This is a genomic window from Synechococcus sp. 1G10 (assembly GCF_002252625.1).
In the GTDB taxonomy this organism is placed as follows: domain Bacteria; phylum Cyanobacteriota; class Cyanobacteriia; order PCC-6307; family Cyanobiaceae; genus Regnicoccus_A.
Map to the genome: position 1 here is coordinate 1 of NZ_NQKW01000009.1, position 23,581 is coordinate 23,581.

At 63.8% G+C, this 23,581-nt stretch carries 28 protein-coding genes, 1 tRNA gene and 1 pseudogene; 15 read left to right on the top strand and 15 right to left on the bottom strand.

The features are described from left to right. Positions 1 to 211: 211 nt before the first annotated feature. Positions 212 to 1,423, bottom strand: a complete 1,212-nt coding sequence (locus CJZ82_RS09565) for a patatin-like phospholipase family protein (protein ID WP_233130166.1) — start codon at positions 1,421 to 1,423, stop codon at positions 212 to 214. 31 nt (positions 1,424 to 1,454) lie between these two features. Then, positions 1,455 to 3,452 carry a TRAFs-binding domain-containing protein gene (locus tag CJZ82_RS09570; RefSeq protein WP_233130167.1) on the bottom strand — a complete coding sequence of 666 codons (1,998 nt, stop codon included), beginning with the start codon at positions 3,450 to 3,452 and terminating at the stop codon, positions 1,455 to 1,457. A 361-nt stretch (positions 3,453 to 3,813) separates the two neighbouring features. Between CJZ82_RS09570 and CJZ82_RS09575 the strand changes: the two genes are divergently transcribed. Next, on the top strand, positions 3,814 to 4,752 hold the full coding sequence (locus tag CJZ82_RS09575) for a DUF4062 domain-containing protein (protein WP_094555562.1): 939 nt from the start codon (positions 3,814 to 3,816) through the stop codon (positions 4,750 to 4,752). A gap of 72 nt (positions 4,753 to 4,824) precedes the next feature. After that, positions 4,825 to 5,847, top strand: a pseudogene (locus CJZ82_RS09580) (IS5 family transposase); the annotation flags it as partial. Positions 5,848 to 6,217: 370 nt separating this feature from the next. Here CJZ82_RS09580 and CJZ82_RS09585 read toward each other — a convergent pair. Beyond that, a complete protein-coding gene (locus CJZ82_RS09585) occupies positions 6,218 to 7,483 on the bottom strand; it encodes a DEAD/DEAH box helicase (protein WP_094555563.1) in 1,266 nt (421 codons plus the stop codon). A gap of 205 nt (positions 7,484 to 7,688) precedes the next feature. Here CJZ82_RS09585 and CJZ82_RS09590 point away from each other — a divergent pair, with 205 nt between their 5' ends. Further along, positions 7,689 to 8,129 (top strand): hypothetical protein, encoded by a 441-nt coding sequence (locus tag CJZ82_RS09590; protein ID WP_094555564.1) that lies wholly within the window; start codon positions 7,689 to 7,691, stop codon positions 8,127 to 8,129. 38 nt (positions 8,130 to 8,167) lie between these two features. Here the strand turns inward: CJZ82_RS09590 and CJZ82_RS09595 are convergent, their stop codons facing one another. Genes CJZ82_RS09595 through CJZ82_RS09605 form a run of 3 tightly spaced genes read right to left on the bottom strand, consistent with a single transcriptional unit; the run spans position 8,168 to position 11,027 of the window. Beyond that, on the bottom strand, positions 8,168 to 9,583 hold the full coding sequence (locus tag CJZ82_RS09595) for an NAD(P)(+) transhydrogenase (Re/Si-specific) subunit beta (protein WP_094555565.1): 1,416 nt from the start codon (positions 9,581 to 9,583) through the stop codon (positions 8,168 to 8,170). Then, a complete protein-coding gene (locus tag CJZ82_RS09600) occupies positions 9,583 to 9,879 on the bottom strand; it encodes an NAD(P) transhydrogenase subunit alpha (RefSeq protein ID WP_094555566.1) in 297 nt (98 codons plus the stop codon). Before CJZ82_RS09600 ends, CJZ82_RS09595 begins: the two co-directional genes overlap by 1 nt. Next, complete coding sequence (locus tag CJZ82_RS09605) at positions 9,876 to 11,027, bottom strand: NAD(P) transhydrogenase subunit alpha (protein WP_094555681.1); 1,152 nt, start codon at positions 11,025 to 11,027, stop codon at positions 9,876 to 9,878. The genes CJZ82_RS09600 and CJZ82_RS09605 overlap by 4 nt, the downstream gene beginning before the upstream one ends. 222 nt (positions 11,028 to 11,249) lie before the next feature. On the opposite strand from CJZ82_RS09605, the gene CJZ82_RS09610 reads away from it, so the two are divergent. Beyond that, the gene (locus CJZ82_RS09610) at positions 11,250 to 11,531 is read left to right on the top strand and encodes a 2Fe-2S iron-sulfur cluster-binding protein (protein ID WP_094555567.1); all 282 of its coding nucleotides are present in this window, start codon (positions 11,250 to 11,252) and stop codon (positions 11,529 to 11,531) included. Between the two features lie 30 nt (positions 11,532 to 11,561). Here the strand turns inward: CJZ82_RS09610 and CJZ82_RS09615 are convergent, their stop codons facing one another. From CJZ82_RS09615 to CJZ82_RS09635, 5 genes are all read right to left on the bottom strand, one after another. After that, complete coding sequence (locus CJZ82_RS09615) at positions 11,562 to 13,259, bottom strand: NAD-dependent malic enzyme (protein WP_143593618.1); 1,698 nt, start codon at positions 13,257 to 13,259, stop codon at positions 11,562 to 11,564. Between the two features lie 34 nt (positions 13,260 to 13,293). Beyond that, positions 13,294 to 13,686 carry an MAPEG family protein gene (locus CJZ82_RS09620; protein WP_094555569.1) on the bottom strand — a complete coding sequence of 131 codons (393 nt, stop codon included), beginning with the start codon at positions 13,684 to 13,686 and terminating at the stop codon, positions 13,294 to 13,296. A gap of 6 nt (positions 13,687 to 13,692) precedes the next feature. Next, complete coding sequence (locus CJZ82_RS09625) at positions 13,693 to 13,884, bottom strand: hypothetical protein (protein ID WP_233130168.1); 192 nt, start codon at positions 13,882 to 13,884, stop codon at positions 13,693 to 13,695. Between the two features lie 301 nt (positions 13,885 to 14,185). Further along, positions 14,186 to 14,728, bottom strand: coding sequence for a hypothetical protein (locus CJZ82_RS09630; protein WP_233130169.1), 543 nt, complete (start codon positions 14,726 to 14,728; stop codon positions 14,186 to 14,188). 42 nt (positions 14,729 to 14,770) lie between these two features. After that, the gene (locus CJZ82_RS09635; RefSeq protein ID WP_094555570.1) at positions 14,771 to 15,649 is read right to left on the bottom strand and encodes a PfkB family carbohydrate kinase; all 879 of its coding nucleotides are present in this window, start codon (positions 15,647 to 15,649) and stop codon (positions 14,771 to 14,773) included. A gap of 23 nt (positions 15,650 to 15,672) precedes the next feature. On the opposite strand from CJZ82_RS09635, the gene CJZ82_RS18660 reads away from it, so the two are divergent. Then, a complete protein-coding gene (locus CJZ82_RS18660) occupies positions 15,673 to 15,834 on the top strand; it encodes a hypothetical protein (protein WP_198949720.1) in 162 nt (53 codons plus the stop codon). An 18-nt stretch (positions 15,835 to 15,852) separates the two neighbouring features. Here the strand turns inward: CJZ82_RS18660 and CJZ82_RS18380 are convergent, their stop codons facing one another. Then, a complete protein-coding gene (locus CJZ82_RS18380) occupies positions 15,853 to 16,020 on the bottom strand; it encodes a hypothetical protein (protein ID WP_158218536.1) in 168 nt (55 codons plus the stop codon). Positions 16,021 to 16,102: 82 nt separating this feature from the next. On the opposite strand from CJZ82_RS18380, the gene CJZ82_RS09640 reads away from it, so the two are divergent. The 4 genes from CJZ82_RS09640 to CJZ82_RS09650 all read left to right on the top strand — a co-directional run bounded on the left by CJZ82_RS09640 (position 16,103) and on the right by CJZ82_RS09650 (position 18,332). Continuing rightward, on the top strand, positions 16,103 to 16,651 hold the full coding sequence (locus CJZ82_RS09640; RefSeq protein WP_094555571.1) for a YqhA family protein: 549 nt from the start codon (positions 16,103 to 16,105) through the stop codon (positions 16,649 to 16,651). A 206-nt stretch (positions 16,652 to 16,857) separates the two neighbouring features. Further along, entirely contained in the window at positions 16,858 to 17,313 is a 456-nt protein-coding gene (locus CJZ82_RS09645) for a hypothetical protein (RefSeq protein ID WP_233130170.1), read from the top strand. A 123-nt stretch (positions 17,314 to 17,436) separates the two neighbouring features. After that, positions 17,437 to 17,619 carry a hypothetical protein gene (locus CJZ82_RS18665; RefSeq protein ID WP_198949721.1) on the top strand — a complete coding sequence of 61 codons (183 nt, stop codon included), beginning with the start codon at positions 17,437 to 17,439 and terminating at the stop codon, positions 17,617 to 17,619. A 68-nt stretch (positions 17,620 to 17,687) separates the two neighbouring features. Beyond that, positions 17,688 to 18,332 (top strand): hypothetical protein, encoded by a 645-nt coding sequence (locus CJZ82_RS09650; RefSeq protein ID WP_094555573.1) that lies wholly within the window; start codon positions 17,688 to 17,690, stop codon positions 18,330 to 18,332. Positions 18,333 to 18,570: 238 nt separating this feature from the next. Here CJZ82_RS09650 and CJZ82_RS09655 read toward each other — a convergent pair whose 3' ends face one another. Together CJZ82_RS09655 and CJZ82_RS18960 are read right to left on the bottom strand one after the other, a co-directional pair. Next, on the bottom strand, positions 18,571 to 18,777 hold the full coding sequence (locus CJZ82_RS09655; RefSeq protein WP_143593619.1) for a hypothetical protein: 207 nt from the start codon (positions 18,775 to 18,777) through the stop codon (positions 18,571 to 18,573). Between the two features lie 22 nt (positions 18,778 to 18,799). After that, positions 18,800 to 18,958 carry a hypothetical protein gene (locus tag CJZ82_RS18960; protein ID WP_233130171.1) on the bottom strand — a complete coding sequence of 53 codons (159 nt, stop codon included), beginning with the start codon at positions 18,956 to 18,958 and terminating at the stop codon, positions 18,800 to 18,802. Here CJZ82_RS18960 and CJZ82_RS09660 point away from each other — a divergent pair. Further along, complete coding sequence (locus tag CJZ82_RS09660) at positions 18,957 to 19,298, top strand: hypothetical protein (protein ID WP_143593620.1); 342 nt, start codon at positions 18,957 to 18,959, stop codon at positions 19,296 to 19,298. The two genes, CJZ82_RS18960 and CJZ82_RS09660, sit on opposite strands and share 2 nt — an antisense overlap. A 100-nt stretch (positions 19,299 to 19,398) precedes the next feature. Here CJZ82_RS09660 and CJZ82_RS09665 read toward each other — a convergent pair. Further along, positions 19,399 to 19,470, bottom strand: a tRNA-Lys gene (locus CJZ82_RS09665). Positions 19,471 to 19,589: 119 nt separating this feature from the next. Between CJZ82_RS09665 and CJZ82_RS09670 the strand changes: the two genes are divergently transcribed. From CJZ82_RS09670 to CJZ82_RS09690, 5 genes are all read left to right on the top strand, one after another. Further along, positions 19,590 to 20,093 carry a gamma carbonic anhydrase family protein gene (locus CJZ82_RS09670; RefSeq protein ID WP_094555576.1) on the top strand — a complete coding sequence of 168 codons (504 nt, stop codon included), beginning with the start codon at positions 19,590 to 19,592 and terminating at the stop codon, positions 20,091 to 20,093. Between the two features lie 87 nt (positions 20,094 to 20,180). Continuing rightward, positions 20,181 to 20,303 (top strand): photosystem II protein Y, encoded by a 123-nt coding sequence (locus tag CJZ82_RS09675; RefSeq protein ID WP_094555684.1) that lies wholly within the window; start codon positions 20,181 to 20,183, stop codon positions 20,301 to 20,303. Continuing rightward, positions 20,303 to 21,664, top strand: coding sequence for an FADH(2)-oxidizing methylenetetrahydrofolate--tRNA-(uracil(54)-C(5))-methyltransferase TrmFO (gene trmFO / locus CJZ82_RS09680; protein WP_094555577.1), 1,362 nt, complete (start codon positions 20,303 to 20,305; stop codon positions 21,662 to 21,664). The genes CJZ82_RS09675 and trmFO overlap by 1 nt, the downstream gene beginning before the upstream one ends. A gap of 28 nt (positions 21,665 to 21,692) precedes the next feature. Next, positions 21,693 to 23,258, top strand: coding sequence for a carotenoid isomerase (gene crtH / locus CJZ82_RS09685; protein WP_094555578.1), 1,566 nt, complete (start codon positions 21,693 to 21,695; stop codon positions 23,256 to 23,258). A gap of 85 nt (positions 23,259 to 23,343) precedes the next feature. Continuing rightward, positions 23,344 to 23,577: a hypothetical protein gene (locus CJZ82_RS09690; protein WP_094555579.1), complete on the top strand. Its 234-nt coding sequence runs from the start codon at positions 23,344 to 23,346 to the stop codon at positions 23,575 to 23,577. The last annotated feature ends 4 nt before the right edge of the window (positions 23,578 to 23,581 follow it).

The following is a 23,581-nucleotide window of genomic DNA, read 5'->3' on the forward strand; positions in this document are numbered from 1 at the left end:
TGGCCTGATGGCCGTGGCGCATGACATCAACCAAATGCTCGGCTGGGTTGGTGTCAAATCCGCGCAGACGGGATGAATTGACTTTCAGTCAGCCCTGGGAGTGCTCCTGCATCGGCTAGCGAATTGTGCCCCTGATTCCTCAGCCAGCCAGCAATCCGCTTAACCCAGGAGTGATTCTTACTGCTTCAGAAGGGCAGCCGTGTTCTGCCCATCACGCAAAGCCAACCAGGTGATCGAGGCTCACATACTTCTCGCCGTAAGCCGATCCCACACGCTGCAGCTCGGGAATCAGAGATACGTCATCCATACGGGCCATAGCTTCGTCACTCACATCCGTGAGGCCCAGATCATCCAGCCCTCCCCGGCTGGTGAGGGGGTCATAGCGCACATAGGCAAACTGCTTGGCGCCTTTCCAGTTACTCTTTTCCGCCGGCGTATGTGGCGCCTCGATCATGGCGCCGAACTCGCTGTCCACCTCGCCGCCGAAACGGCACTCGCCTAAAACACGGCACACCATGTCCCAGCCCGCCGTGGCGGCGTTCATCAGTGCGGAGGGAATCGTCTTGGCATGGTCGAGTAGCCAGAGCTCCTCTGGGCGCAGATCCGGGCGGGCCGCAGGAGCATTGCCTGTACCCACCGAAACAATCAGCAACTGATCGACTCCTGTTGCCCAACTTATCTTATATGGGCTGGCGGTGGCCATCTGGAAGGCCAGGTAGGCCGGGTTGTTGTAGGTGGTCACGCCTCCGTCCACGAACACGAACTGGTATTCCCTGTCGGTGCGAGGCGCAAAGGTAACCACTTCCGGCGGGAAGAACGTGGGCGCCGCTGTGCTCGCGCGTACCAGCTGCCACAGCGGCAGATGCAGGTTGCAATCCTCGCGATCCAACTGATTGTATTTTGCTAGCGGGTTGTTGCAAACCGGCCAGGGGGAGTCCGTGCTGTGATTACGCAGCATGAGCATCAGCAGCCCCCGCAGCCTGGTATCACCGAGTTCAACGGGGGGATCGCTCTCGTTGAAGATGGAACCAACGCCGGTGAGTTGGCAGCTCAAGGCTTCCTGCAGCAGCAGGGCCAAGGGTTCGGCTTCGTATTTCTGGTGCAATTTCATATACCACTCAGCCCGTTGGAACATGCTGGCGCCGTTGTTCAAGTAGAAGTCGCGAACTTGGCTCACCGACATACCACAGGACAGGCAAGCGGCGATGATGCCACCCGTGCTGGTGCCACAGATGAAGTCGAAATAGTCGCCCAGTAGCAGATCGGGCTGCCCAAGCTTTGCGCGAAGATCCGCCTCCAGCCTGGCGAGGATCTCCACGCTGATCAGCCCGCGAATTCCGCCACCATCGCAGGTGAGAATCTTCTTGGGCCCTGGCATGCTCATCCGAGCCAAGATGGGGTGATCCGCGGGGATATCAGGCATGATGGGTGAATCGGTAGTGCAATCAGCTGGCCTATGCGCAAGGTAGTGAGCGTGTATCGATCCAACTCACCCTTCCGGTGCGGCGTTGCACTTCTTGATGCAGATGAGCTGTACCACCAGGGCCATCGCCCCCGGCACCGTTCCAGAGAGCGATGAACCGCACACGAGCAATCCCACAAGCCAGAGTGGAGTTGAGGAGCCAGAGATTGCAGCGCTCATAAGCATTCGCCTGCGCTGGTGTTGGTCCCAGTTCGTCTGGCATCAGGCGAATGGGCAGGGTGAGTCTGTCCTTCATGGCGAAATAGCGATCACGCCATGCTTCTCCATGCACTGATGGAAGCACGGAGCGCTGCAGAAATGTTGCCTCATCGAAGGGCAGCAGAATCTGGCAGCGCACTTGCCTCTGCTGGGCAGCCTCCAGAAAGATCAGATCACCACCGGCGGCAGCCTGGCAGTAGGCGATGTCCTCGGCTCCGGCGCCCAGGGCATCGAGTGCAGCACCGATCCTCTCGGTGGCTGCCGCTTCCATGGCGGCAGGGAACCTGGGCTGGGTGCGATCGGGCGCGTCCATGATGTGGCCGCTGAACAGTATGGCCTGGCGGGGCTGCCAGCGAACACTAAGGGGTGTTGTTGTCTCGATGGCGCGATCCAGAAGAGCGATCGCGGTACTCACCGGTTCCGGCCGAAAGCCCAGTTCCTGCAGAAGCTGGAGCTGGGAGCGGGTGGATTCGAGCGCAAAACGATCTTTGTCGTTGCGGGCGATCGCCTTTTGATAGGCAACCTTCACTGTTTCGGGGTTCCCCACCAGAACCTCCAGATCCGCAAGCGTGGTCAGCGCCCAGTACTGTGCGCCCTCGTCTTCTTCGCACTCGGCAGCAAAGCGCACTGCCCCCGCCATCACCTCCATCGTGTGATCGCGGCTTGGATCATCCGTGAGATGCCGGTTGAGATACATCAGCGTGAGGGCGTTAATGCCGCTGTAGTAGTGAGCCGGAACAGCGCGGAACCCTTTGCTGTACTGCTCCATTGCCAGGGTCAGCAGCTCGATCGCTTCGGAGGCGGTATCCCGATTCTGCTCAGGCGTGTTGCCGGGCCGGCGCCATTCCTCCACCCAGGCGTCCTTGTCCACTCGGGCGGCAAGGGCCAGGGTTTCCGCGTCCTTCGGGTGCGCCTCTAATGTTTTCCTATAGTGGTCACGAGCACGATCGAGGCTGAAGCCCTGCTCCCCGGCGATCGCCAGTCGCTGCAGGCAGATGCCCTCCTCCTGAAGCGCCTTGAGGTCGGTGGGCTCGATGGACAGGCCCTTCTCGAGCTGCTCGAGGGCAAAGCGGAATCGTTCGGCGTTGCGCAGAGCGATGCCAGCCGCAATCCAGGCCTCGCCGCGGAACGCTGCCACAGGGGCTTCATCGGCGAGCACGAGCATGTCCCCGATCTGGCCGGCACGGCGGGCGCGATCGATTCGATCCAGCCAGGCCTCATGCTTTTCCCAGAACTCCCGCACGTCACCGATGCGCAGGGTTTTCCAGTCGGGCTCCTGCAGATTGGGCAGCAGGGAGTACACAGGACTGATGCTTCGCCCCTGCCAGCTCTCCATGGTGGCCTGCACCATGCTGCTGAGGGCCTCGATGTCGCTGGCCAGCGTGGCGGGATCGGGAAGACCATCAAGCAGGCCATAGCGCAACTTGCGATCGGTGTAGAGATCAAAGGCCGTGGTGACCCTGCCACCGCAGATCAGCACCACTCCACGAGCGCGCAGCGCATGGCGCACTCCGAGTTCATACCAGACGTTGGGATTGTCGATGCTGAGGTCGGCCACCACCAGATCGGCGATCAGCAGTTCCTGGAACATATCGGTTCGGATATCGCCAGCACGCTCTTCCTGGTCGGCGCGGAAAGGCTCCAGGCCAGCTTTTGTGAGGGCGGGCTGAATCAGATCTGCATAGATACGATTGAAGTCGATCAGTCCCCCATCGCCGCTTGGCTTGCGACCAAAGGGCATAACCACAAAAGCGTGGGGACGTGCAGCCATAAAGAAAAGTGTGTCCAGTGCTTATAGAATAACCAGATCCGTCATGAGAAACAAGACTTGGCAATCTGAACAGAGAATGAATCATGCAGAGGCCAAGACCTACAGCATGAGGATGGTATGGATTCCAACACTATCGAGAGCGAGGATCCGTTGTTGTCCGAAGCTTGGAAGCGATTGGCGAGAGGATCAAGCATCGGGCCGGTTGGCGTTGGCGCAAGATCAGCTATAGAAGGTCTACCTGAGAGACGTCTTCAGATCAACAATTTGGCCCATACTCCTAGCCGGTGTTGACCAACGTAACGCCTGACCAAATCATCGGCAATCGGACTATGGTGATTGAGACAGTAACGGAGTGCAGTGAATGACTGGGCATGGATCTGTCGGCGGTTCACGAGTCTTCATCAGTTCTGTAATGCGTGATTATTCAGACCGGCGTACCGCGGCCGAACAGGCGGTGCGTTTTCTTGGCATGGAACCCGTTCTCGCTGAAGATCTGGTGGCATCTGGGGGTGCGCCGAGGGAGGTTATCCTCAACGATGTTATCCCAGATTGCGATGCGTTCTTGGGGATCTATGGGTCCCGCTACGGCTGGACTGGTGCAAAAAGCAGCCATTCACCCACTGAGGAGGAATATGATCGGGCCCGTGAACTGTTCAAGCCTATCTACGCCTTCATTGACCGCACCGATAACGAAGACATTGAGCCGCGTCAGCAAGATTTTCTTCAGAAAGTGCAAAACTGGGATGTGGGGGTTCTACGGAGAGAGTTCACCACCACTCGTGAGTTGCAAGAGATGGTGGCTGAAGCCCTTAGCAAGAGCCGCCTCTCACCTTGCTATCGGCACTTTCTTCGCCGACTCATCAAAGAGATACATAACATCAATGGATTGGTGTTTCACGAGAAAGACCAGCCATTCTCTCCTTGTTTTGATCTTATCCTCCACTGTCCGTCCAGCCAATTGACCGGCAATGATGACTTTTTTGTTGCCGTAGTTTCCGGCGACGAATATAATCGTCAGCAGATCTCCCAGGCGAGACATTCCTGGTTTGAAGATGTAAATAGACAGATCGGAGCAGGCTTCTGGAAGGCACGTGGCGCCTACCTTCAATTGCTCATTGTTGCCGAGAGGAATCCTTTTGCCCTAACCAAGGCGGATCTAGAGAAAGACAAACGCATCGGATCTTCCACAAACTTCGAAGAAGTCTTTGTCAATCTTTCCGCCTCATCGATGGATCTTGCTCCAGGCATCCCTTCGTGGGTGCATCCTTTGAGGGATGCAATTAAGCGATGCCTGGAGTAGCGAAGGAAACCCTTGAAAACCCAGCTAATCCACGCAACAATTCCCCTGTGATCACAGCACTCATCGCGGTTCATGGGCGGCAAGCAGCTCGGTCACCGCTTCGCGGAAGTCTTCGCCTACGGTGATTACGAGCAAACCACGGCTAGGAAGCGCACCAAACGCGAGCGATTTCTTGCTCAGATGGAGGCGGTTGTTCCCTGGAAGCCGCTGATTGAGCTGATCGAGTCTTACTACCCCAAGGCCAGCGCCAAAGGAGGCCGTCCTCCTTACCCATTGGAGACCATGCTGCGGATTCACCTGATGCAGCAGTGGTACGACCTCAGTTATCCAGCCATGGAGGATGCGCTGATTGAAGTACCGATGATGCTGCGGTTCGCTGACATCGAACTGATCAGCGACAGGATCCCGGACGAGACCACGATCCTCAGCTTCCGCCACCTGCTGGAGAAGCACGATCTCGGCAAGCAGATCTTTGAGGCGGTGAAAGCCCACCTCAAGGCCAACGGCATGGCCATGAAGCAGGGCACGATCATCGATGCCACCTTGATCGCTGCGCCCAGCCCCACCAAGAACAAGAAGGGTGAGAGGGATCCCGAGATGCACCAGACCTGCAAGGGCAAGCAGTGGCATCACCGCTTCGCGGAAGGCTTTGCCTACGGCATGAAAGTCCACATCGGTGTGGACAAGGACAATGGCCTCATCCACTCGGTGGAGACGACGGCTGCCAACGTGCATGACCTCACGCCAGCACCAGACCTCCTTCACGGCGAAGAGACGGTGGTGTATGCCGACGCTGGCTACCAGGGAATCGAGAAGCGCCCAGAGATGGAGGGCAAGGGCATCGGCTTCCGAGTTGCGATGCGGCCGGGGAAGCGGCGCGCCCTACCCGATACCCCGGAAGGAAGGCTGGATGATCTGATCGAGAAAGCCAAGGCCCACATCCGCTCGAAAGGTGAGCATCCGTTTCGCGTGATCAAGCCCCAGTTCGGCTTCCAGAAGACCCGGCTGCGGGGCATGCTCAAGAACCGCTGCAAGGTGAATGTGTTGGCAGCCCTAGCGAACCTATTCATGGCCCGCTATCAGTTGCTAGCTAGCAATCCAGTTCCACCACCCGCTGCAGCGTGGCCTCGAACGCCAGCTGGATCGTCAGGCAGCTCTGCTGCAGCTCCAGCCACTCGATCGCACCATCACGCCAGTGGAGCCACTGCTCACTGATCTGGTCTTGAATGTTCACTTACTCAACAAAGCATGCCGCACTTAGGTGGACATTTTTGTATAAGAATAGACGCTGGCTTGTACGTCTGAATGTTTGCGCTACTACTGCAGAGTATCTAGAGAATCCAGCTCAACTGCATACTTGTGACACTTTGAATATCAGGTCAATTCTGAACAAACAAGTTTAACCTATTCGAAGTCTCCCTACGGCATCGTGGCCTGTGATTGGCCAGCCAGGTCGACCCCCAGATCAGCCCCGACCCCGGGGCCGGCTTTCGCGCGAAATGGGCTGGCTGCGGGGGGAACCGCTGCGGGAACTGTTGCGTCTGGGGGCTGGGGAGCCAGAGCCACGGCGGCCACCCTTACCCCGACCACCACTGAGGTCGAGGGGGGGAGCTGAAAGGATGGTGGGCTCGAAGCCGGGGATCTCCGCCCGGGGCAGAGCGTTGCCGATCACTTTCTCGATCGCCCGCAGCAGTTCGTGTTCCTCGGCAGCCACCAGGGAGAGGGCATGGCCGCTCTGGCCGGCCCGCCCGGTGCGTCCGATGCGGTGCACGTAGTCCTCGGCCACGTTGGGCAGATCCAGGTTCACCACATGGGGCAGTTGCTCGATGTCGAGGCCGCGAGCGGCCAGGTCGGTGGCCACCAGCACCCGCAGCTCACCGCTCTTGAAGCTGGCCAGGGCCCGGGTGCGGGCACCCTGGCTCTTGTTGCCATGGATGGCCATGGCGGCCACACCCTCATGGCTCAGGCGTTCCGCCAGGCGGTTGGCGCCGTGCTTGGTGCGGGAAAACACCAACACCTGCTGCCAGTTGTTGCTGCGGATCAGGTGGGAGAGCAGATCGCCCTTGCGCGCCATGTCACAGGGGTGCATCACCTGCTCCACCAAGGGGGCCGCCCTGTTCTCGGGTGTGGCCTGCAGCTGCACGGGCTGGTGGAGCAGGCCGTGGGCCAGCTTGCGGATCGAGGGGTTAAAGGTGGCGGAGAACAGCAGGTTCTGGCGCTTGGGCGGCAGCAGGGCCAGGATTTTCTGGATGTCGCGGATGAAGCCCATGTCGAGCATGCGATCGGCTTCATCAAGCACCAGGATCTCGAGCCGGTCGAAGCGGATCGCGTTCTGCTGGTAGAGGTCCATCAGGCGGCCGGGAGTGGCCACCAGCACATCAGCGCCGCGGCGCAGCCGCTGCATCTGGGGGTTGACCTTGACGCCACCGAACACCACATCGCCGCGCAGGTCGAGGAAGCGGCCATAGGCCTGGACGCTCTCCGCCACCTGGGCCGCCAGCTCGCGAGTGGGAGTGAGCACAAGGGCGCGCACCTGATTGTTGCGGGCATGGGGCCCGTGGCGCAGGCGCTCCAGCATCGGCAACGTGAAACCGGCTGTCTTGCCGGTGCCGGTCTGGGCGGCGGCCATCACATCACGGCCGCTGAGCACGGCCGGAATCGACTGCACCTGGATCGGCGACGGACAGGTGTAGCCCTTAAGCGCGATGGCCTTCAGCAGTGGCTCGGACAACCCGAAGGAGGCGAAATCCTGGACCGGGCTTCCGGAGGCGGCTGGATCGGCCCCTGAAATGGTCGGGCTGATCTGCTCCTCTCCCGGAGCTGGGTGGGTCAGGCGGGAAATCGGAGCAGTCCTCAGAAGACACCTACCCTAAGAGAACGGGGCTGTGACGATGGGAACAGCGGCCAGGCCCTTGGATCCATGTCTTGATGCGGCGATGATTCCCACCTTCTCCAGCCGTGGTCGTCGAGGCGCTGCAGAGGCGGCCTACTGGCGGCGGCATCCACCAACGTCCTGGAAAGCCAGCCAGGCCCTGCTCACCACAGGGGTGGTGATTGAAGCGGGAGCAGAGATTTCGGCGGTTCCTCAACCAGTTGAGGACTCAGCAGTTCAGGACTCAGAAGTTCAGGCGACAGCTGTTCTGCCGACACCCGCACAGGCCAGGCAGCCACAGCTGAGCGAAGACACCCGCAGAGAGTGGCTGATGCTGCTGGTCTGGGCAGCGGTCGTGCTGATCGATGCGGCCATGGCCCTGAGGGAACTGGCTGCGCCATTGGCAGCACTCCTGCACGAAAAAGCCCCGTGGAGCCGCCGCCAAAGGCGTACCCACAGGGCCATCAGAGGGAGCTGGCAGGCCCAAGCGGCCGGCCTGCCTTGAAGAAGTAGGGATGCCGCGGAGCGCGGAGGTCTTCTTGCTCAGCGGGTGTTGCCGGCGCCTACGGCGACCTTACCCACGCCCAGGGAACGCAGCTCCTGGAGCAGGCTCTGCAGCACCTGCTTGGCGTCTCCGAAGACCATCGAGGTCTGGGGCAGCTCGAAGAGATCGTTGCGGATGCCGGCGTATCCGGAGCCGAGGCTGCGCTTGACCACAAACACAGTGCGGGCCTGATCAACCTCCAGCACCGGCATGCCGTAGAGAGGGCTGGCCGGGTCGCTCTTGGCTCGCGGGTTGACCACATCATTGGCCCCCAGGACGATCACCACATCGGTGCGCGGGAAGTCGGGGTTGATGTCATCCATCTCGACGAGCTGGTCGTAAGGCACATCGGCCTCAGCGAGAAGCACGTTCATGTGCCCGGGCATCCTGCCGGCCACCGGGTGGATGGCGTAGCGCACCTCGATACCGTGCTGCTCGAGCAGGCGGGCGAGCTCCTTAAGGCTGTGCTGGGCCTGGGCTACGGCCAGTCCATAGCCGGGCACGAAGATCACGCGCTCAGCAGCCTCCAGGGTGAGGGCACATTCCTCCGGGCTGCAGGACGTGACGTTGGTGTACTCCTCGCGTCCGCCGGCGCCATCGCCGGGCTCGCTCGAGCCAGCGCCTAGGGCGCCGCCGAACAGCACAGATGTGAGCGAGCGGTTCATGGCCGTGCACATCACCTGGGTGAGAATCAAGCCGGCTGCTCCCACCATGGCGCCCGCAACGATCAGCAGTTCACTGCCCACCACGAAACCAGCGGCAGCCGCAGCCACCCCCGAATAGGAATTGAGCAGGGAGATCACAACCGGCATGTCGGCGCCGCCAACGGGAAGGGTGAGACCCACGCCGAGGAGCAGCGACAGCACGGTGAGGAGGATCAGGGCCACCGCCATGCCCTTGAGCACCAGCACGCAGCAGACCAGGCAGGCCACTGCCAGCAGGATGTTCACCGCATGACGCTGAGGCCTCAGGGTCCAGCCGGGCGTGCCCAGCCACTCCTGCAGCTTGCCCATCGCCACCAGCGAGCCGCTGAAGGTGATCGCACCCACCAGGACCGACACCAGCACCGATACCTGGCCCACCAGGTTCAGCGGCGTGGGCAGTTGCACCGCACCGATCGCCACCAGCAGCGACGACATGCCGCCGCAGCCATTGAAAAGTGCCACCGTTTCAGGCATGGAGGTCATTGCCACCCTCAGGGCAAGCACGGCCCCGAGGCCTCCACCGATGCCCAGCCCCAGCAGCATCCAGGGCCAGCCGCCCAGACCCTGCTGCAGCAGCAATCCCACCACCGCCAGGCAAATAGCCAGGGCCGCCAGGCCGTTGGCGGTGCGGGCTGTACGGATCTTGGCCAGACCCTTCAGCCCGAAGGCCAGCAGCAGTACCGAGCCCAGTTCGATCGAAAGTTCAACCATCAGTTCGCCTCCCTGCGGCGGAACATCGCCAGCATCCGGTCCGTCACGAGAAAGCCGCCCACCACATTGAAGAGGGCAAAACCCAGGGCCACCGCACCGATCAGCTTCAGGGCCGGGGTGGGGGCCTCACCGATCAGAGCCAGGGCCGCTAGCAGGGTGATGCCGCTGATGGCATTTGCTCCAGACATCAACGGGGTGTGCAAGGTGGGAGGCACCTTGCCGATCAGTTCAAGCCCCAGCAGGCTGCCGAGCACCAGCACCCAGAGGGCGGAGGTGCCGCTGAGAGGAACGCTCATGCCGTCACCTCTTCGAGGCTGGGCCACAGTTCGGGCCTACGGCAGGCGCCCTGATGGGAAATCAGGCAGGGGTCAAGCAATGGATCCTCGGGGTTGAGTTGAAGGCCGTCGTCGGAGAACAGGGGCTCAAGGAAAGCCGCCAGGTTGCGCGCGTAGAGGGCGCTGGCGTGGTGGGGAACCGAAGCGGGCAGGTTGGAGGAGCCGATGATGCGCACCCCGCCGATCTCGACGGTGCGATCCGGCTGGCTGCCGGCGCAGTTGCCTCCAGTTGACACGGCCAGATCGACCACCACCGATCCTGGGCGCAGCGCCTTGAGCATCTCCTCGGTGATCAGCAGTGGCGCGGGCCGCCCAGGCACCTGGGCGGTGGTGATCACCGCATCGGCTTCGCACAGGTGTGTGGTGAGCTGCTGGCGCTGTGCCTCCAGGAAGGCGGCGCCGGCCTCGCGGGCATAGCCGCCGGTTTCACCCGGGGCCTCACGACTGGGGGGATCGATGAAGCGCGCCCCCAGGGATTCCACCTGTTCCTTCGCGGCCGGCCGCACATCGCTCACCTTCACCATCGCGCCGAGACGGCGGGCGGTGGCGACGGCCTGCAGACCGGCCACACCGGCCCCGAGCACCAACACCTTGGCGGGCTGAACCGTGCCGGCGGCGGTCATCAGCATCGGGAAGAAGCGATCCAGTTCAGCGGCCGCCAGCAGCACTGCCTTGTAGCCGGCGATGTTGGCCTGGGAGGAGAGCACATCCATCGACTGGGCGCGGCTGATGCGCGGCAGCAACTCCAGGGCCAGGGTCGAGAGCCCACGGCTGTTGAGGCGCTCGATCAGAGCCCGGTTCAGGTAGGGATCCAGCAGACCCACCAGCAGGGAGCCGGAAGCCAGCCGCTCAAGCCCGCCACTGCCACCTTCATGGTCCTGAAGGGGCGGTTGCACGCAGAGCACCACTTCGGCAGCGCTCCAGGTGTCGGAGCAGCCCTTGACCACGATCGAGGCACCAGCTTCGATGAAAACCTCGTCGTTGAATCCGGCCTCCAGACCAGCGCCCGATTCGATGAATACCTCGGAGTTCTTCGCTACCAGGCGACGCACCGTTTCCGGTGTGGCGGCGACACGCCGCTCCCCTCCCCGGCTTTCGGCAGGAACCAAGACCCTGACCACAGACAACTCCGACGATCGTCACATCCTCCTATTGATGGACAGAGCGCGGGAGGGGCGCAAGTCAGCATTGAACGTTGTGTTCAAGCCACCACACAGGGGCGGGTTCGCACCCGTCTGCCGTGGCGATGGCAGCCCAATGTCACGAGGGCTACCCCAAAGCGGGCATCCGTTGCCTAGCAAGTGTGGGCAATCCTGCGCTGATCCCCAGCCATGGCCTCCTTCACCATCACCCTGGAAGACGGCAAGTCGTTCAGCTGCCCCGACGATCAGTACATCCTCGATGCCGCCGAGGAGCAGTCAATCGATCTGCCCTACTCCTGCCGCGCCGGTGCCTGCAGCACCTGCGCCGGCAAGATCCTCTCCGGCAGCGTTGATCAATCCGACCAGAGCTTCCTCGATGACGAGCAGATCGCCGAAGGCTTCGCCCTGCTCTGCGTCAGCTACCCCCTCGCCGACTGCACGATCAAGCCCAACGTCGAAGACGACCTCTGAAGCCGGCACGGGGGCGCGGCCCCCAAGCCCTCAGATCGCTTCCAGCTCCCGGTAGGCCGCCGCCCAGGTGGCCTGATCGAGCCGCTCGATCGCCTCCTCGGCGCTCGCGGCTCGGCTGGCAAGGCCTTCGTGCACCGCCGCCAGTGCCACCGCTTCCGCCACCGCCCGAGACACCGACTGCACCTGGGTGAGCTCAGGCATCAAGGGAGCATCCGGATCCCGGTAAGCCGGAATTCGGTCGGCCAGGGCATCGAGCCCCGCATCGATCATTCCCTCGCTCACCTGGGTGGCTCCCACCGCCACGCTGGCGAAGCCCAGGCCGGGGAAAAGGAAGCAGTTGTTGCACTGCCCGATGCGGCGAAGGCTGCCCTGCCAGCTCACCGGCTCAAACGGGCTACCGCTGGCCACCAGGGCCTTACCGCCGGTCCAGGCATAGAGATCGACCGGAGTGGCCTCCGCCAGACTTGTTGGATTGGAGAGGGGCAGGATGATCGGCCGCTCCACCGCCGCAGCCATCGTTTCCACCACCTCGCGGCTGAAGGCCCCCGCCACGGTGGAGGTGCCGATCAGCACGGTGGGTTGCACAATCCGCACCACCTCCAGCAGGCCGATCCGGCCCTGCCCTTCGTGCTTGAACGACGAGCGCTCGGAAGGATCCCTGGCCAGGGCCTGGGCCATGGGGGAAAGATCGGGCTGATCGGTCAGCACCAGGCCCTCCCGATCGATCGCCCAGATACGGCGGCGCGCCTCTGGCTCGCTCAAGCCTGCCCTGGTGAGCAGGCGCACCAGACCCTCGGCGATGCCGCAACCCGCGGTGCCCGCCCCGAACACCACGATGCGGTGGTCTTCCAGAGGCAGGCCGGCGCCGTGGGAGGCAGCCTGCACCACCGCGCAAGCCACTCCGCGAGTGCCCTGGATGTCGTCGTTGAAGCTGGGCACCCGCTCGCGGTACTCCTCCAGCAGCTGGTGGGCATGGCCGGTGCCGAAGTCTTCCCAGTGCAGCAGCGCTCCCGGGAACTGGCGCTGCAGGGCCTCCACGGTGCGGGCCAGGAAGCGGTCGTAGTCGGGGCCATCGAGGCGCGGGTGGCGCCAACCGGGGTAGAGAGGGTCGTCCAGCAGCTGCAGGCGGTCGGTGCCCACATCCAGCACCAAGGGCAGCACCCGGGAGGGATCAAGCCCGGCGCAGAGGGTGTACACAGCCAGCTTGCCAAGACAGATCTCAATTCCGCCGATGCCCTGATCGCCGATGCCGAGGATTCCCTGAGAATCAGTGATCAGGATCAGATCCACCGGCCCTGGCGCCGCCTGGCTCAGCACCGAATCGATCCGCTCCAGATCCGGTGCCGCCAGGAACACCCCGCCGGAGGGGGTGCGGTAATCGAGGCTGAAACGCTGGATCGCTGCTCCCACGGTGGGGGTGTACACGATCGGCATCACCGCCTCGATGTGATCGGCCAGGAAGCGATGGAACAGGGTGAGATTTGCCTGGCGCAGGGCCACAGCGAAGCGGAACTTCTCCAGGTCGCTCCCCAGAGTGAGGAATGCCTGCCAGTGGCGCTCCACCTGGATATCCAGGCTCTCCACGGCGTGGGGCAGAAGGCCATCGAGCCCGAACGTCTGGCGTTCCTGGCGGCTGAAGGCCGTGCCCTTGTTGAGACAGGGATCAGCTAGAAGATCGCGGCCCCGCAGGCGGGTGCTCTGGGGAAACGTTGGGCGGGCCAGGAGGATTCAGCAACCTGGCAGCGGAGCGTAGGCCAGGGGCTCAGAGCAGGAGCATCACGCTGCCCACCAGGGCCATCACCAGCAGCACTGTCGTAGCGATGAAGCTGATGGCGAATCCCAATCCCCGCTGCTCCGGAGCCCGCAGATAGCCGACCGCATAAAGCACCCGACCCAGCACCCAGACAGCCCCCAGCACCGAGGCCGCGGTGGCGTTGGAGAACAGCACTGCCAGCCAGAAGGCTGGCAGGAACACCACAATCTGCTCCAGGGTGTTCTGCTGCACCCGCATGGCCCGCTCAAAGGCGGGCGGACCGCTCATCAGCGGTGGCTTCACCCCATGGCGCATGCGCGCCCGACCCACCTGCATGGCGGTGGCCTGAAAGGTGATCACAGCCAGCAGGGTGATGAGCGCGGGAAGGGGGGCGATCGTCATGGGAAGTCAGCCCAATGGACCACCATGACCCATGGCAGCGACCCCACCCAGAATGCCCATGGCGGCCATCAGGGCTGCAATCGCCCAGAAGGCATGGTCATGGGCCTCCAGCTCCGGTTCACGGCCATGAATCGGCACCTCCTGGGCATAGAGGTTGTCGTGGTTTTCGAGATCATGGGTATGCATGAGGGGCTCCATCGGCTGTCTCCAGCGTGGCCGCGGCCGACGGGTCACGCCTCAGGCAGCAGGCAGATGTGACAGAGCTTCGCCAATGTTGACCTGCACGACATCAACCCGAGATCAAGAAAGTTGCCTCAGCGCAGGGTGCTGATCAGCCCGCGACGCCGCAGTTCCTGGGCGAACTCACTGGCGAGTCGGTTCCTGGCCCTAAAGCCATGCCAACGGCCGTACCAGTCGAGGCAACGGAACAGCACCCAGGTGAGGAACAGAACCTGCAGGAAGGGTTTCAGGGTCGGGAGGACCGGGCTCTGAATTGAACTTAGGCAGCCCCATGGGCTCTGTCATCAGCGGGATCGAGGGTCCAGAGCGCCAGACCGCCGCCACGGCCCCTGGCTGCCAACCAGCCCTGTTTGGCCCCGCCACCGATCAGGGCGAAGAAGGGCAGCACCCCGGCCCGTTGCTGTGCAAACGGAAGTGGCTGGGGGAGTGGGCGATCGAGGGGCCGCCAGGGGCCCAGCGCCAGACACAGACGCTCAAAACGAAACAGCAGCAGGGGCCGCTTGCCCTCGAGCCTGGCCTGGCCCGCAAATGTGAGCCCAAGTCCCCCCAGCTGCACGCTGTTGCGGATCACCAGCTCCTCGCCCTCCCCGCCAGGGGCTTCGATCACCAGCCTTGCGCCCAGGGCCCGCAGGAGTCCACTGACCAGATCAGCCGGCCGCTCTGATCCCCGCGGCCAGGTGCGCTGCAGACGCCAGCTGCCGATCAGCTGGGCAGCCTCAACAGCACCTCCTTGCTTGCGGCTGATTGCCTCCATCCGGAGCAGGTCCGCCCCGTCGGGAGTGCCAGCGAGTGTCGGGTCCATCTGAAAGCGTTGTGCGGGGACTGGAGCGGAACCCAGCCTGGCTCAGAGGGGCCGGGACTCGCCCCACTGGGAGGCATAGGCGCCGCGGCCATCGAGGGCAGCGGCGCCGCAGCGGACAGCCAGCGCCAGCGCTTCTGGCCGCTCCCAGCCGGCCGCCAGGCCCGCAGTGAAACCCGCAGCAAAGCAGTCGCCAGCCCCGTAAGCATCCACCGGGGGATGGCGTCGCTCGATCGCTCTGAAGCGACCTCCAGGGACAGTGAATCCCCCTTGCTCGGCCTCGGTGGCCACATAGATGCGAGGTGCGGGGCAGAGATCCCCGTCCTGGTAGCTCTCTCCGGGATCGCGGGCACTGCCGATCAGTGCGTCGAGCTCGACGGCGGCCGCCTGCAGAACCGGCAAACGGACCCGGGGTGTAGCCGCAAGCACCCGCGCCCGACGGGCCAGCCGCAGGGCGGCTTCATCGGCGGCGGTCACGAACACCCCGTCGCAGCCAGCCAGCTCGGCCCAGGGCAGGGGATCGCTGGCGACTGGAGCGAGCCTCTCGCCAATCACCGTGATGGTGCGCTCCCCGCTGGCCTCCACGAAGGTGATCGCCCGACGGGTGGGGCTCTCCCTCCAGGCCACATGCAGTTCCAGCCCCATGGCCCTCAGCTCGGCGGCCGCCCGCTCTCCGAGGGCATCTCGGCCCAGGGCGGTGTAGAAGGCCACCGGTTGATTCGTGAGTCGGCTGAACTGGGCAGCCACCACAGCGCCTCCACCGGCGGGCTGCTCCAGCGTTTCGAGCGCGTGCTGGATCTGACCGGCAGACGGCAGCCGCTCCACCATCACGAAGCTGACCCACTCCACGTGACCCACCACTGCCAGGCGCAGCGGAGGTAAGGGAGGCGGGTGCGGCAGCTCAGCTGGGGCGGCAGCAGACATCCAGGCTGAGCGGGTGCTCCAGGATGACGGCTCACCCCGGCGTAGCCGCTGCCATGGCACCCAAGGAACGGTCCGCCACCACCGTGAAACTCCAGATCGCCGGTGGGGTGTTGCTGCCGCTGCTGCTTCTGGGGCTGTGGCTGAATTCGCTTGGATTCTTCAGTGCGCCGCCGCCGCCAGGCTGAGGAAGCGGGCCTTAGGCCTCAGCTCTCTGGATCAGTCGCATCAAGGGAGGCGAGGTATCGCTTCCGTTGAGCAGAGGCGCCGGGCTCCTCGCGGCGACGGGGGGATGTGCTGCCCGGTTGAGGGGGTTCCTGCAGCGGGTGGGTGAGCTGGGTGCGGGATTGGGGGTGGGGCTGGGACTCGGGCATGGCCGGATCGTATCGGGACCGGCAGCACAGACCGAGGCAGCCGTTGCCCGTAAGTTCTGTTCCTGACCATCGCCATCGATCCGTGAGCCAGTCCCGCAAGGGTTCCCTCAAGCGCTGGGAGCAACGGTTCGAGCGACTGCTCTGGAAGCTTCGGCTGGTGGCGATCCTGCCCGTGATCATGAGCCTGGCGAGCACGGTGGTCACCTTCACCCTGGGCACGATGGAAATCGGCAACTCAATCCTGCAGTTGCTCGCTGGCAGCACCAGCAAGGGATTCGTCGCGCACCTGCTCGGGGGCGTGGTCTCCGGAATCGACCTCTACCTGATCGGCATTGCCCTGTTGATCTTCGGTTATGGGGTCTATGAGCTGCTGATTTCTCCGATCGATGCCGCCAGGAGGGACGAGTACGCCGGCAATGGACTGCTGGACATCCGTGACCTGGACCAACTCAAGGAGAAGCTGGTGAAGGTGCTGGTAGTGGCGCTGATCGTTGCGGCCTTCAAGGCGATGCTCACCCTGCCGATCACGGATGGAGCCTCTCTGGCCTTCTTCTGCCTGAGCGTTCTGCTCCTCGCCCTCAGCGGATATCTGGTGGCAGGCCAGGGCATCCATCGGCCTCCCCATAGTTGAGGGCCAGGGATTGACCGATGGCTTCCGTTGATGCACTCATCTATTCATGAAGTTTTCAGCGCTATTTCTGCGGCCAGGCGGTGAACCCACTGGTACGTTGAGGGAAGGTCGATTGAGGCACCGTGCCGCCTTTTACCCTGATGTCACCACGACGGCAATCGCGCTTCATGTCATTACGTCACCATCTGTTGCGCGGCTGCCTTGCCATGGCGGCAGTCACCTCCACGGCAGTGTTGAGTGCCGGTGAAGGGAAGAGCGAGGTTCTCTACACCCTCAAAACCCAGTGCAGCCTCAAGGGCGAGCCCGCAAAAGCCTGCGTCGTCGAAGCGGTCAATCAGGGCGAATCCACCCTCTACCGCCACAAGATCGGCGACGATGTGATGACGATCCGGGTGCGCGATCAACCCGTACGGATGGATCTCTGGTCGAAGGACCTCAAGGCCTGGACCTCTCTCAAGCGGGCTGAAGCCCGCTTGTCCACCAACACAATGTGTTTCAACGGCATGGATCTGTGTGCCGTCAACCCCAATTATCTCAACAGCATTCTCCAGAACCATGCCCAGGTCATGAAGGGGCGTGACCACGTGATGGTCCACTTCGGCAGCGACGGCCGTGTCGATGCCAGCTGCTACGACGATGGCTGCGATGTGGTGCGCAAATGAAAAGAATCGCTGGCTTCAGCCTGTTGCTCTCCGGCGTGCTCGCCTTCCCGGCAGGCTCAGCGCTGGCGCTGGAGAATTCCCCGGGAGGCCTTCAGGGACCCATCAGTTCTGAGTTGCTGGCCCGTGGAGGAGGCGGCGGCCGTGGCGGCGGCGGCGGGAGTCGTGGTGGAGGTGGCAGTCGTGGCGGTGGTGGTGGCAGCCGTGGTGGTGGCGCTGTCAACCGGGGTGGCGGTGGCGGCGGTCACCGGGCTGGCGGTGGTGGCAGCCGTGAGCGCACAGGCATGGGCGGCGGCGGCGCCAGCCTGAACCGTGGCAACAGCCGACCAAGTGGCGGCTGGAGCAACAACGTGTCGTCACCATCGGCGCGGCCATCCATGCAACGGCCCTCCGGATCCAACAACATCAGCCGTGACCTCAACCGCGGCGGCAGCCGTGACCTCAATCGAAGCGGCAACCGTGACTTCAATCGCAGCGGAAATCTCGACAGCAACAGATCCATCAACCGGGACGTGAATCGGGACGTGAACCGGAACATCAGTCGGGACGTGAATAGGAATATCAACCGAAACGTGAATTGGGACACGAATCGGCGCGTCAACATCGGCAATGTGAATGTCAACCCCGGGTGGGCTCGCCCGGGCTGGGGCGTGGCCCGGCCTTGGAATGCCGGCTGGTATGGCGGCTGGTCCTCTCCCTCCTGGGGATGGTGGGGGGCAAGAGCCGCAACATGGGGTGTGGCCTCCCTGGCCACTGCAGCCCTCATCAACAATGCTGTCGACAATGCCGTCAGCAGCAACGCCACTTACATCGTTGTTCCCAACACCGACTACCAGCTGCTCTATGGCTCGGTTCAGCCCTCCAGCTCCCAGGGAGTCAGCTTCGCCGTCACTGCCGATGGCAGCACTTACCAGCTCTCGGCCGATTGCAACCAGGGCCTTCTGGATGGCCGCGAACCGAGCAATGCTGCCGAAGCAGAGCTGCTCAATGCAGCCTGTCAGGTGGCCTTCGGCTCCGTCTGAACTCCACAGCGTGGGGTAGCCCCAGAAGGAAGCTCAGCCCGGTGTGATCATCGAGCAACAGCTGGAACAGATCAGGCTGTTCCAGCCGTTTGCGGGTGGTGACAAAGGCGGCCTTCCGCATCAGAGCGGTCGATGGCGTCATTACAACCAGGTGATCACGGCGCATCATCTTCAGTGTCAAACGGGCATTCGCCCCAAGAAACAACGACCGTCCATAGAGATTCCCCCTTCAACTCGGTCAGGGTTCTGTCTCGGAGAGCGTGGCGTCAATCCGCTCCGCCAGCAGCAGACAGGCGTCCATCTCGGCCCAGAGCAACTGCCGCCTCTGCGCATCTACAGCGTAGGAACGCCGGTGTAGATCCCTACCCAGATAGCGCAGGGCATCACGGATCCGTCGCAAGTCCTCGTTGCTGCAGTTGGGCGCCTGAGGGAAGCTGTCATCCATGGAGGCCGAGTGAGCCAAGGGTTCAGCCATGCAGCATGAAATCAATGCAGTTTCCGACTGTACCGTTGAGTTTCAGACGCCATTCAGTCATGGGAAACTCAGCTGCGTTGCGCAGATGGTTCTGCTGGACCGCAGCTTCGTCGCTGGTACTGGCCAAACTGCTGCTGGCTGACCTGGCCATGGCTGCACCCTTCAGCTACGACCCTGTCTCGTTCACAAGCTTTGCCAACAGCCGCATGAAAGCCCAGGGCAAGGATGTGGTCTTCCGCAACCTCGCCCTGTGCCGGCGTGATGGGGCAAGTGGCTATCGATGCCTGGAGGGAGAAGTGCTTCGGCGTGAAGCCGGCAAGCCAGGGCGCGAGCTCTGCAGATTGCGCTCAGTTGGCTATCATCCGGCCACGCGCAGCATCAACTACCTGGCCAAGGATTGCGTCAGAAAAACAGACCAGCAACGGCTGCGCGAGCAGTCAGAAAAGCTGTTGCGAAAGGGACTGGATGCGCTGGAAAACATCAATCCATGATCAGCTCTTCCGAGCCTGCCGATCCGCCGCTGGATCAGCTCAATCGTGCCTGCCTCAGCCGGCAGGGGTGTGGCGTCTGCCAGCTGGATCATTGAGGATATGGGTCGCCTGAGATTCGAACTCAGGACCAATCGGTTAAAAGCCGAGTGCTCTACCGCTGAGCTAGCGACCCGCCCTGGTGGGCTGCCCTCGCGGGCACCCTTGGAACGTATCACCCAGGGGGCACCTCCTCCAAGAGAGCATGGTCGAGCCATCAGGGGGTGCTGATCCCCCGGTTGCCCGCGAGCTGCCATGTCCTCCTCCCCCTGGCCCGAGCCCAGCGTTCACCCCGAAGCCTGGGTGGCCCCCTCGGCGGTGGTGATCGGGGATGTGGCCATCAGCGCCGGAGCGAGCATCTGGCCGCTGGCTGTGGCCCGGGGCGACCTCTGCAGCATCCAGATCGGGGTCAACAGCAACGTCCAGGACGGGGCCGTGCTGCACGGGGATCCAGGCCAGCCGGTACTGATCGGCGCGGGGGTGACCATCGGCCACCGGGCTGTGGTGCATGGCGCCACCCTTGAGGATGGCTGCCTGATCGGCATCGGCGCCATCGTTCTCAATGGGGTGCGGGTTGGGGAGGGCGCCCTGGTGGCCGCGGGGGCGGTGGTGACCCGGGACGTACCGGCCCGCACTCTGGTGGCTGGCATCCCGGCCAAGGAGAAGCGCACGCTCAGTGAGGGCGAGGCTGCTGAGCAGCTCCAGCACGCCCTGCGCTACAGCGAGCTGGCCGCCGCCCATGCCGGCCGCGCTGGCTGAATGCTGCGATTTGGATCAACCGGCTCGGGAGCCCGTATGGGCAGGCGGTGGGTGTCCGTAAGATTGGAGAACGATGATTTCTCTTCGATGGACGCTCGGCTGCTGCTGGTTACCGCCCCTATCCTGCTCGCCGTGGCCTGGGCTGTGTTCAACATCGGCCGGGCGGCCGTCGGTCAGTTGCAACTGATGCTCAAGCGTTCCCGCGCCTGATGGTCCTGGTGATCGGTGCCGGCCTGGCCGGCACTGAAGCGGCCTGGCAGATAGCCCAGGCAGGCCTCCCGGTGCGGCTGGTGGAGATGCGGCCAGTGCGGCGCTCCCCCGCTCACCACAGCGCCGAATTCGCTGAGCTCGTCTGCAGCAACAGCTTCGGTGCACTCTCCAGTGATCGGGCGGCCGGTCTGCTGCAGGAGGAACTGCGCCAGCTGGGTTCACTGGTGATCAGCACAGCCGACGGCCACGCGGTTCCGGCCGGCGGCGCGCTGGCGGTGGATCGCGGCCAGTTCAGCGCCACACTCACCCGCACCCTTGAAACTCATCCTCTGATCCAGGTGGAGCGGGCGGAGCAGCTGCGTCTGCCAGAGCCAGGGGAGATCACCGTTCTCGCCACTGGACCCCTCACCAGTGATGACCTGGCTGAGGATCTACGCCGCTTCACCGGCCGCGACGACTGCCATTTCTTTGATGCCGCCAGTCCGATCGTGGCGGGCGAGAGCATCGACCTGCAGGTGGCCTTCCGCGCCAGCCGCTACGACAAGGGCGACGCCGACTACATCAACTGCCCCATGAACCGGGAGCAGTACGAACTGTTCCGGGAGGCCCTGCTGGCGGCGGAGCAGGCCGAGCTCAAGGATTTCGAGCGGGAGAGCGCCAGCTTCTTCGAGGGCTGCCTGCCGATCGAGGAGCTGGCCCGTCGCGGCGAAGACACCATGCGCTACGGCCCGCTCAAACCGATCGGCCTCTGGGATCCGCGCTGGGGCGACCTCCAGGACCGCGACGTGCGCCGCGCCAGGAGGGCCCATGCCGTGGTGCAGCTGCGCCAGGAAGACAAAGGCGGCCGTCTCTGGAACCTGGTGGGCTTCCAGACCAACCTCAGGTGGAGTGAGCAGAAACGGGTGCTGCGTCTGATTCCAGGCCTGGAGAGCGCCGAGTTCGTGCGCTTCGGTGTGATGCACCGCAACACCTTCCTGCAGTCGCCACAGCTGCTGGATCCCACCCTGCAGTTCCGGGCGCGGCCCAGCCTGCTGGCGGCGGGGCAGATCACCGGCACCGAGGGTTATGCCGCCGCCGTAGCCGGGGGCTGGCTGGCGGGCACCAACGCCGCCCGCCTCGCCCATGGTCAGAGCCCGATAGCCCTGCCGCCCACCACCATGATCGGCGCCCTCACCCACTTCATCGCCGAAGCCCCCAGCGCGAAGTTCCAGCCGATGCCCCCCAACTTCGGCCTGATGCCGGAGCTGAGCGTGCGGGTCCGGGAGAAGCGGGCCCGCTACGGCGCCTACCGCGACCGTGCCCTGGCTGATCTGGCACCGTTCAGGCCTGCAGCCCGCGGTGCTGCCCTGACCTTTGCCTAGGGTCAAACCTGCCAGCAGGCCCACCCCCGTGAGCGTCATCTCCAGCCCAGCCAGTGCGGCAGCCACCAGCCCGGCGCCCTCCCAGGACTGGGATGCCGTGGTGATCGGCTCCGGCATCGGCGGCCTGGTGACGGCCACCCAGCTTGCCGCCAAGGGGGCGCGGGTGCTGGTGCTGGAGCGCTACCTGATCCCGGGCGGTTCGGGCGGCAGCTTCAAGCGTGAGGGTTACACCTTCGACGTGGGCGCTTCGATGATCTTCGGCTTCGGCGAGAAGGGGCACACCAACCTGCTGACCCGCGCCCTGGCCGATGTGGGCGAGCGCCAGGAGACCATCCCCGACCCAGCCCAGCTCGAGTACCACCTTCCCGGCGGGCTGAACGTTGCGGTCGATCGTGACTACGACAGCTTCATCAACCGGCTTTCGGCTCTGTTCCCCCATGAGGCCAGCGGCATCCGCCGCTTTTACGACACCTGCTGGAGCGTCTTTCGCTGTCTCGACGCGATGCCCCTGCTCTCGCTCGAGGATCCGGCCTACCTGGCCAAGGTGTTTGTGCGGGCACCGCTGGCCTGCCTTGGCCTGGCCCGCTGGCTGCCGGTGAATGTGGGCGATGTGGCGCGCCGGCACATCAAGGATCCAGAGCTGCTGAAGTTCATCGACATGGAGTGCTTCTGCTGGTCGGTGATGCCGGCGGACCTGACGCCGATGATCAACGCCGGCATGGTTTTCTCCGACCGTCATGCCGGCGGGATCAACTACCCCCGCGGCGGTGTGGGCTCAATCGCGCGCCACCTGGTGCGGGGCCTGGAGCGCCACGGCGGCGCGATCCGCTACCGCTCCCGGGTGACCCGGGTGCTGATCGAAGGCGGAAAGGCTGTGGGGGTCGAGCTGGCGGGCGGCGACACGATCCGTGCCACCCGGGTGATCTCCAACGCCACCCGTTGGGACACCTTCGGCAGGCTGGTGGCGGAGGCCCAGGTGCCGGCCGCCGAGCAGACCTGGCGGCGGCGCTACAAGCCCTCGCCCTCGTTCCTTTCACTGCATCTGGGAGTGAAGGCTGAGGCGATTCCTGCCGGCAGCAACTGTCACCACCTGCTGCTGGAGGAGTGGAGTGCCATGGAGGCGGAGCAGGGCACGGTTTTCGTCTCGATTCCCACCCTGCTCGATCCGGACCTGGCGCCGGAGGGCAGGCACATCGTCCATGCCTTCACCCCATCGAACCTGGAGGCCTGGCAGGGGCTCTCCCCCAGCGACTACCGCACGACAAAGCAAGCCGCAGCCGATCGCCTGATCCACCGGCTGGAGCAGATTCTGCCCGGCCTGAGTGGAGCGATCGTCCATCGGGAGGTGGGCACCCCCCGCAGTCATCGGCGCTTCCTCGGCCGTCACCAGGGCAGCTATGGCCCGGTGCCGACCATGCGCCTGCCGGGGCTGCTGCCGATGCCCTTCAACCGCAGCGGCATCCCCGGGCTGTACCTCGTGGGTGATTCCTGCTTCCCGGGTCAGGGGCTGAACGCGGTTGCCTTCAGCGGCTTCGCCTGCGCCCATCGGGTGGGTGCCGACCTGGGCCTCAACCCCTGGGCCCTGCCCGCCTGAGCCGCCAAGCCGGAAACCCGACCCCGGCACGCTCGCGCCCATCGCTCACGCTCCATAGGGTGATCGCCATTGATGGTCATGCTCGATGGGTTTCGTCCCGACCCCAAGCCACGAGGATTTAGCCCGCTATCTGGAGCAGAACGACGCCCTCACCAAGCCCTGGCTGCTGCTGCAATTGCGTCTGAGTCGTCTCAAGGAAGAGAAGGATTCGCTTGGGGCCGATGAGTATCTGCGCCGGGTACAGGATGCCCACAACGACCTGATGCGACTGGGCAACTTCTGGCGTGGCCGCGAAGCCGAACTGTTCGGCCTGGGCTGAGTTC

What these genes read in the sequence shown, in the direction of transcription:
- CJZ82_RS09565 (WP_233130166.1), bottom strand. Translation starts at nt 1,423, where the DNA reads ATGCCTGATATCCCCGCGGATCACCCCATCTTGGCTCGGATGAGCATG.
- CJZ82_RS09570 (WP_233130167.1), bottom strand. Translation starts at nt 3,452, where the DNA reads ATGGCTGCACGTCCCCACGCTTTTGTGGTTATGCCCTTTGGTCGCAAG.
- CJZ82_RS09575 (WP_094555562.1), top strand. Translation starts at nt 3,814, where the DNA reads ATGACTGGGCATGGATCTGTCGGCGGTTCACGAGTCTTCATCAGTTCT.
- CJZ82_RS09590 (WP_094555564.1), top strand. Translation starts at nt 7,689, where the DNA reads ATGATTCCCACCTTCTCCAGCCGTGGTCGTCGAGGCGCTGCAGAGGCG.
- CJZ82_RS09595 (WP_094555565.1), bottom strand. Translation starts at nt 9,583, where the DNA reads ATGGTTGAACTTTCGATCGAACTGGGCTCGGTACTGCTGCTGGCCTTC.
- CJZ82_RS09600 (WP_094555566.1), bottom strand. Translation starts at nt 9,879, where the DNA reads ATGAGCGTTCCTCTCAGCGGCACCTCCGCCCTCTGGGTGCTGGTGCTC.
- CJZ82_RS09610 (WP_094555567.1), top strand. Translation starts at nt 11,250, where the DNA reads ATGGCCTCCTTCACCATCACCCTGGAAGACGGCAAGTCGTTCAGCTGC.
- CJZ82_RS09620 (WP_094555569.1), bottom strand. Translation starts at nt 13,686, where the DNA reads ATGACGATCGCCCCCCTTCCCGCGCTCATCACCCTGCTGGCTGTGATC.
- CJZ82_RS09625 (WP_233130168.1), bottom strand. Translation starts at nt 13,884, where the DNA reads ATGGAGCCCCTCATGCATACCCATGATCTCGAAAACCACGACAACCTC.
- CJZ82_RS09630 (WP_233130169.1), bottom strand. Translation starts at nt 14,728, where the DNA reads ATGGACCCGACACTCGCTGGCACTCCCGACGGGGCGGACCTGCTCCGG.
- CJZ82_RS09635 (WP_094555570.1), bottom strand. Translation starts at nt 15,649, where the DNA reads ATGTCTGCTGCCGCCCCAGCTGAGCTGCCGCACCCGCCTCCCTTACCT.
- CJZ82_RS18660 (WP_198949720.1), top strand. Translation starts at nt 15,673, where the DNA reads ATGACGGCTCACCCCGGCGTAGCCGCTGCCATGGCACCCAAGGAACGG.
- CJZ82_RS18380 (WP_158218536.1), bottom strand. Translation starts at nt 16,020, where the DNA reads ATGCCCGAGTCCCAGCCCCACCCCCAATCCCGCACCCAGCTCACCCAC.
- CJZ82_RS09645 (WP_233130170.1), top strand. Translation starts at nt 16,858, where the DNA reads ATGGCGGCAGTCACCTCCACGGCAGTGTTGAGTGCCGGTGAAGGGAAG.
- CJZ82_RS09650 (WP_094555573.1), top strand. Translation starts at nt 17,688, where the DNA reads ATGCAACGGCCCTCCGGATCCAACAACATCAGCCGTGACCTCAACCGC.
- CJZ82_RS09655 (WP_143593619.1), bottom strand. Translation starts at nt 18,777, where the DNA reads ATGGATGACAGCTTCCCTCAGGCGCCCAACTGCAGCAACGAGGACTTG.
- CJZ82_RS09660 (WP_143593620.1), top strand. Translation starts at nt 18,957, where the DNA reads ATGGCTGCACCCTTCAGCTACGACCCTGTCTCGTTCACAAGCTTTGCC.
- CJZ82_RS18960 (WP_233130171.1), bottom strand. Translation starts at nt 18,958, where the DNA reads ATGGCCAGGTCAGCCAGCAGCAGTTTGGCCAGTACCAGCGACGAAGCT.
- CJZ82_RS09670 (WP_094555576.1), top strand. Translation starts at nt 19,590, where the DNA reads ATGTCCTCCTCCCCCTGGCCCGAGCCCAGCGTTCACCCCGAAGCCTGG.
- CJZ82_RS09675 (WP_094555684.1), top strand. Translation starts at nt 20,181, where the DNA reads ATGGACGCTCGGCTGCTGCTGGTTACCGCCCCTATCCTGCTCGCCGTG.
- trmFO (WP_094555577.1), top strand. Translation starts at nt 20,303, where the DNA reads ATGGTCCTGGTGATCGGTGCCGGCCTGGCCGGCACTGAAGCGGCCTGG.
- CJZ82_RS09690 (WP_094555579.1), top strand. Translation starts at nt 23,344, where the DNA reads ATGGGTTTCGTCCCGACCCCAAGCCACGAGGATTTAGCCCGCTATCTG.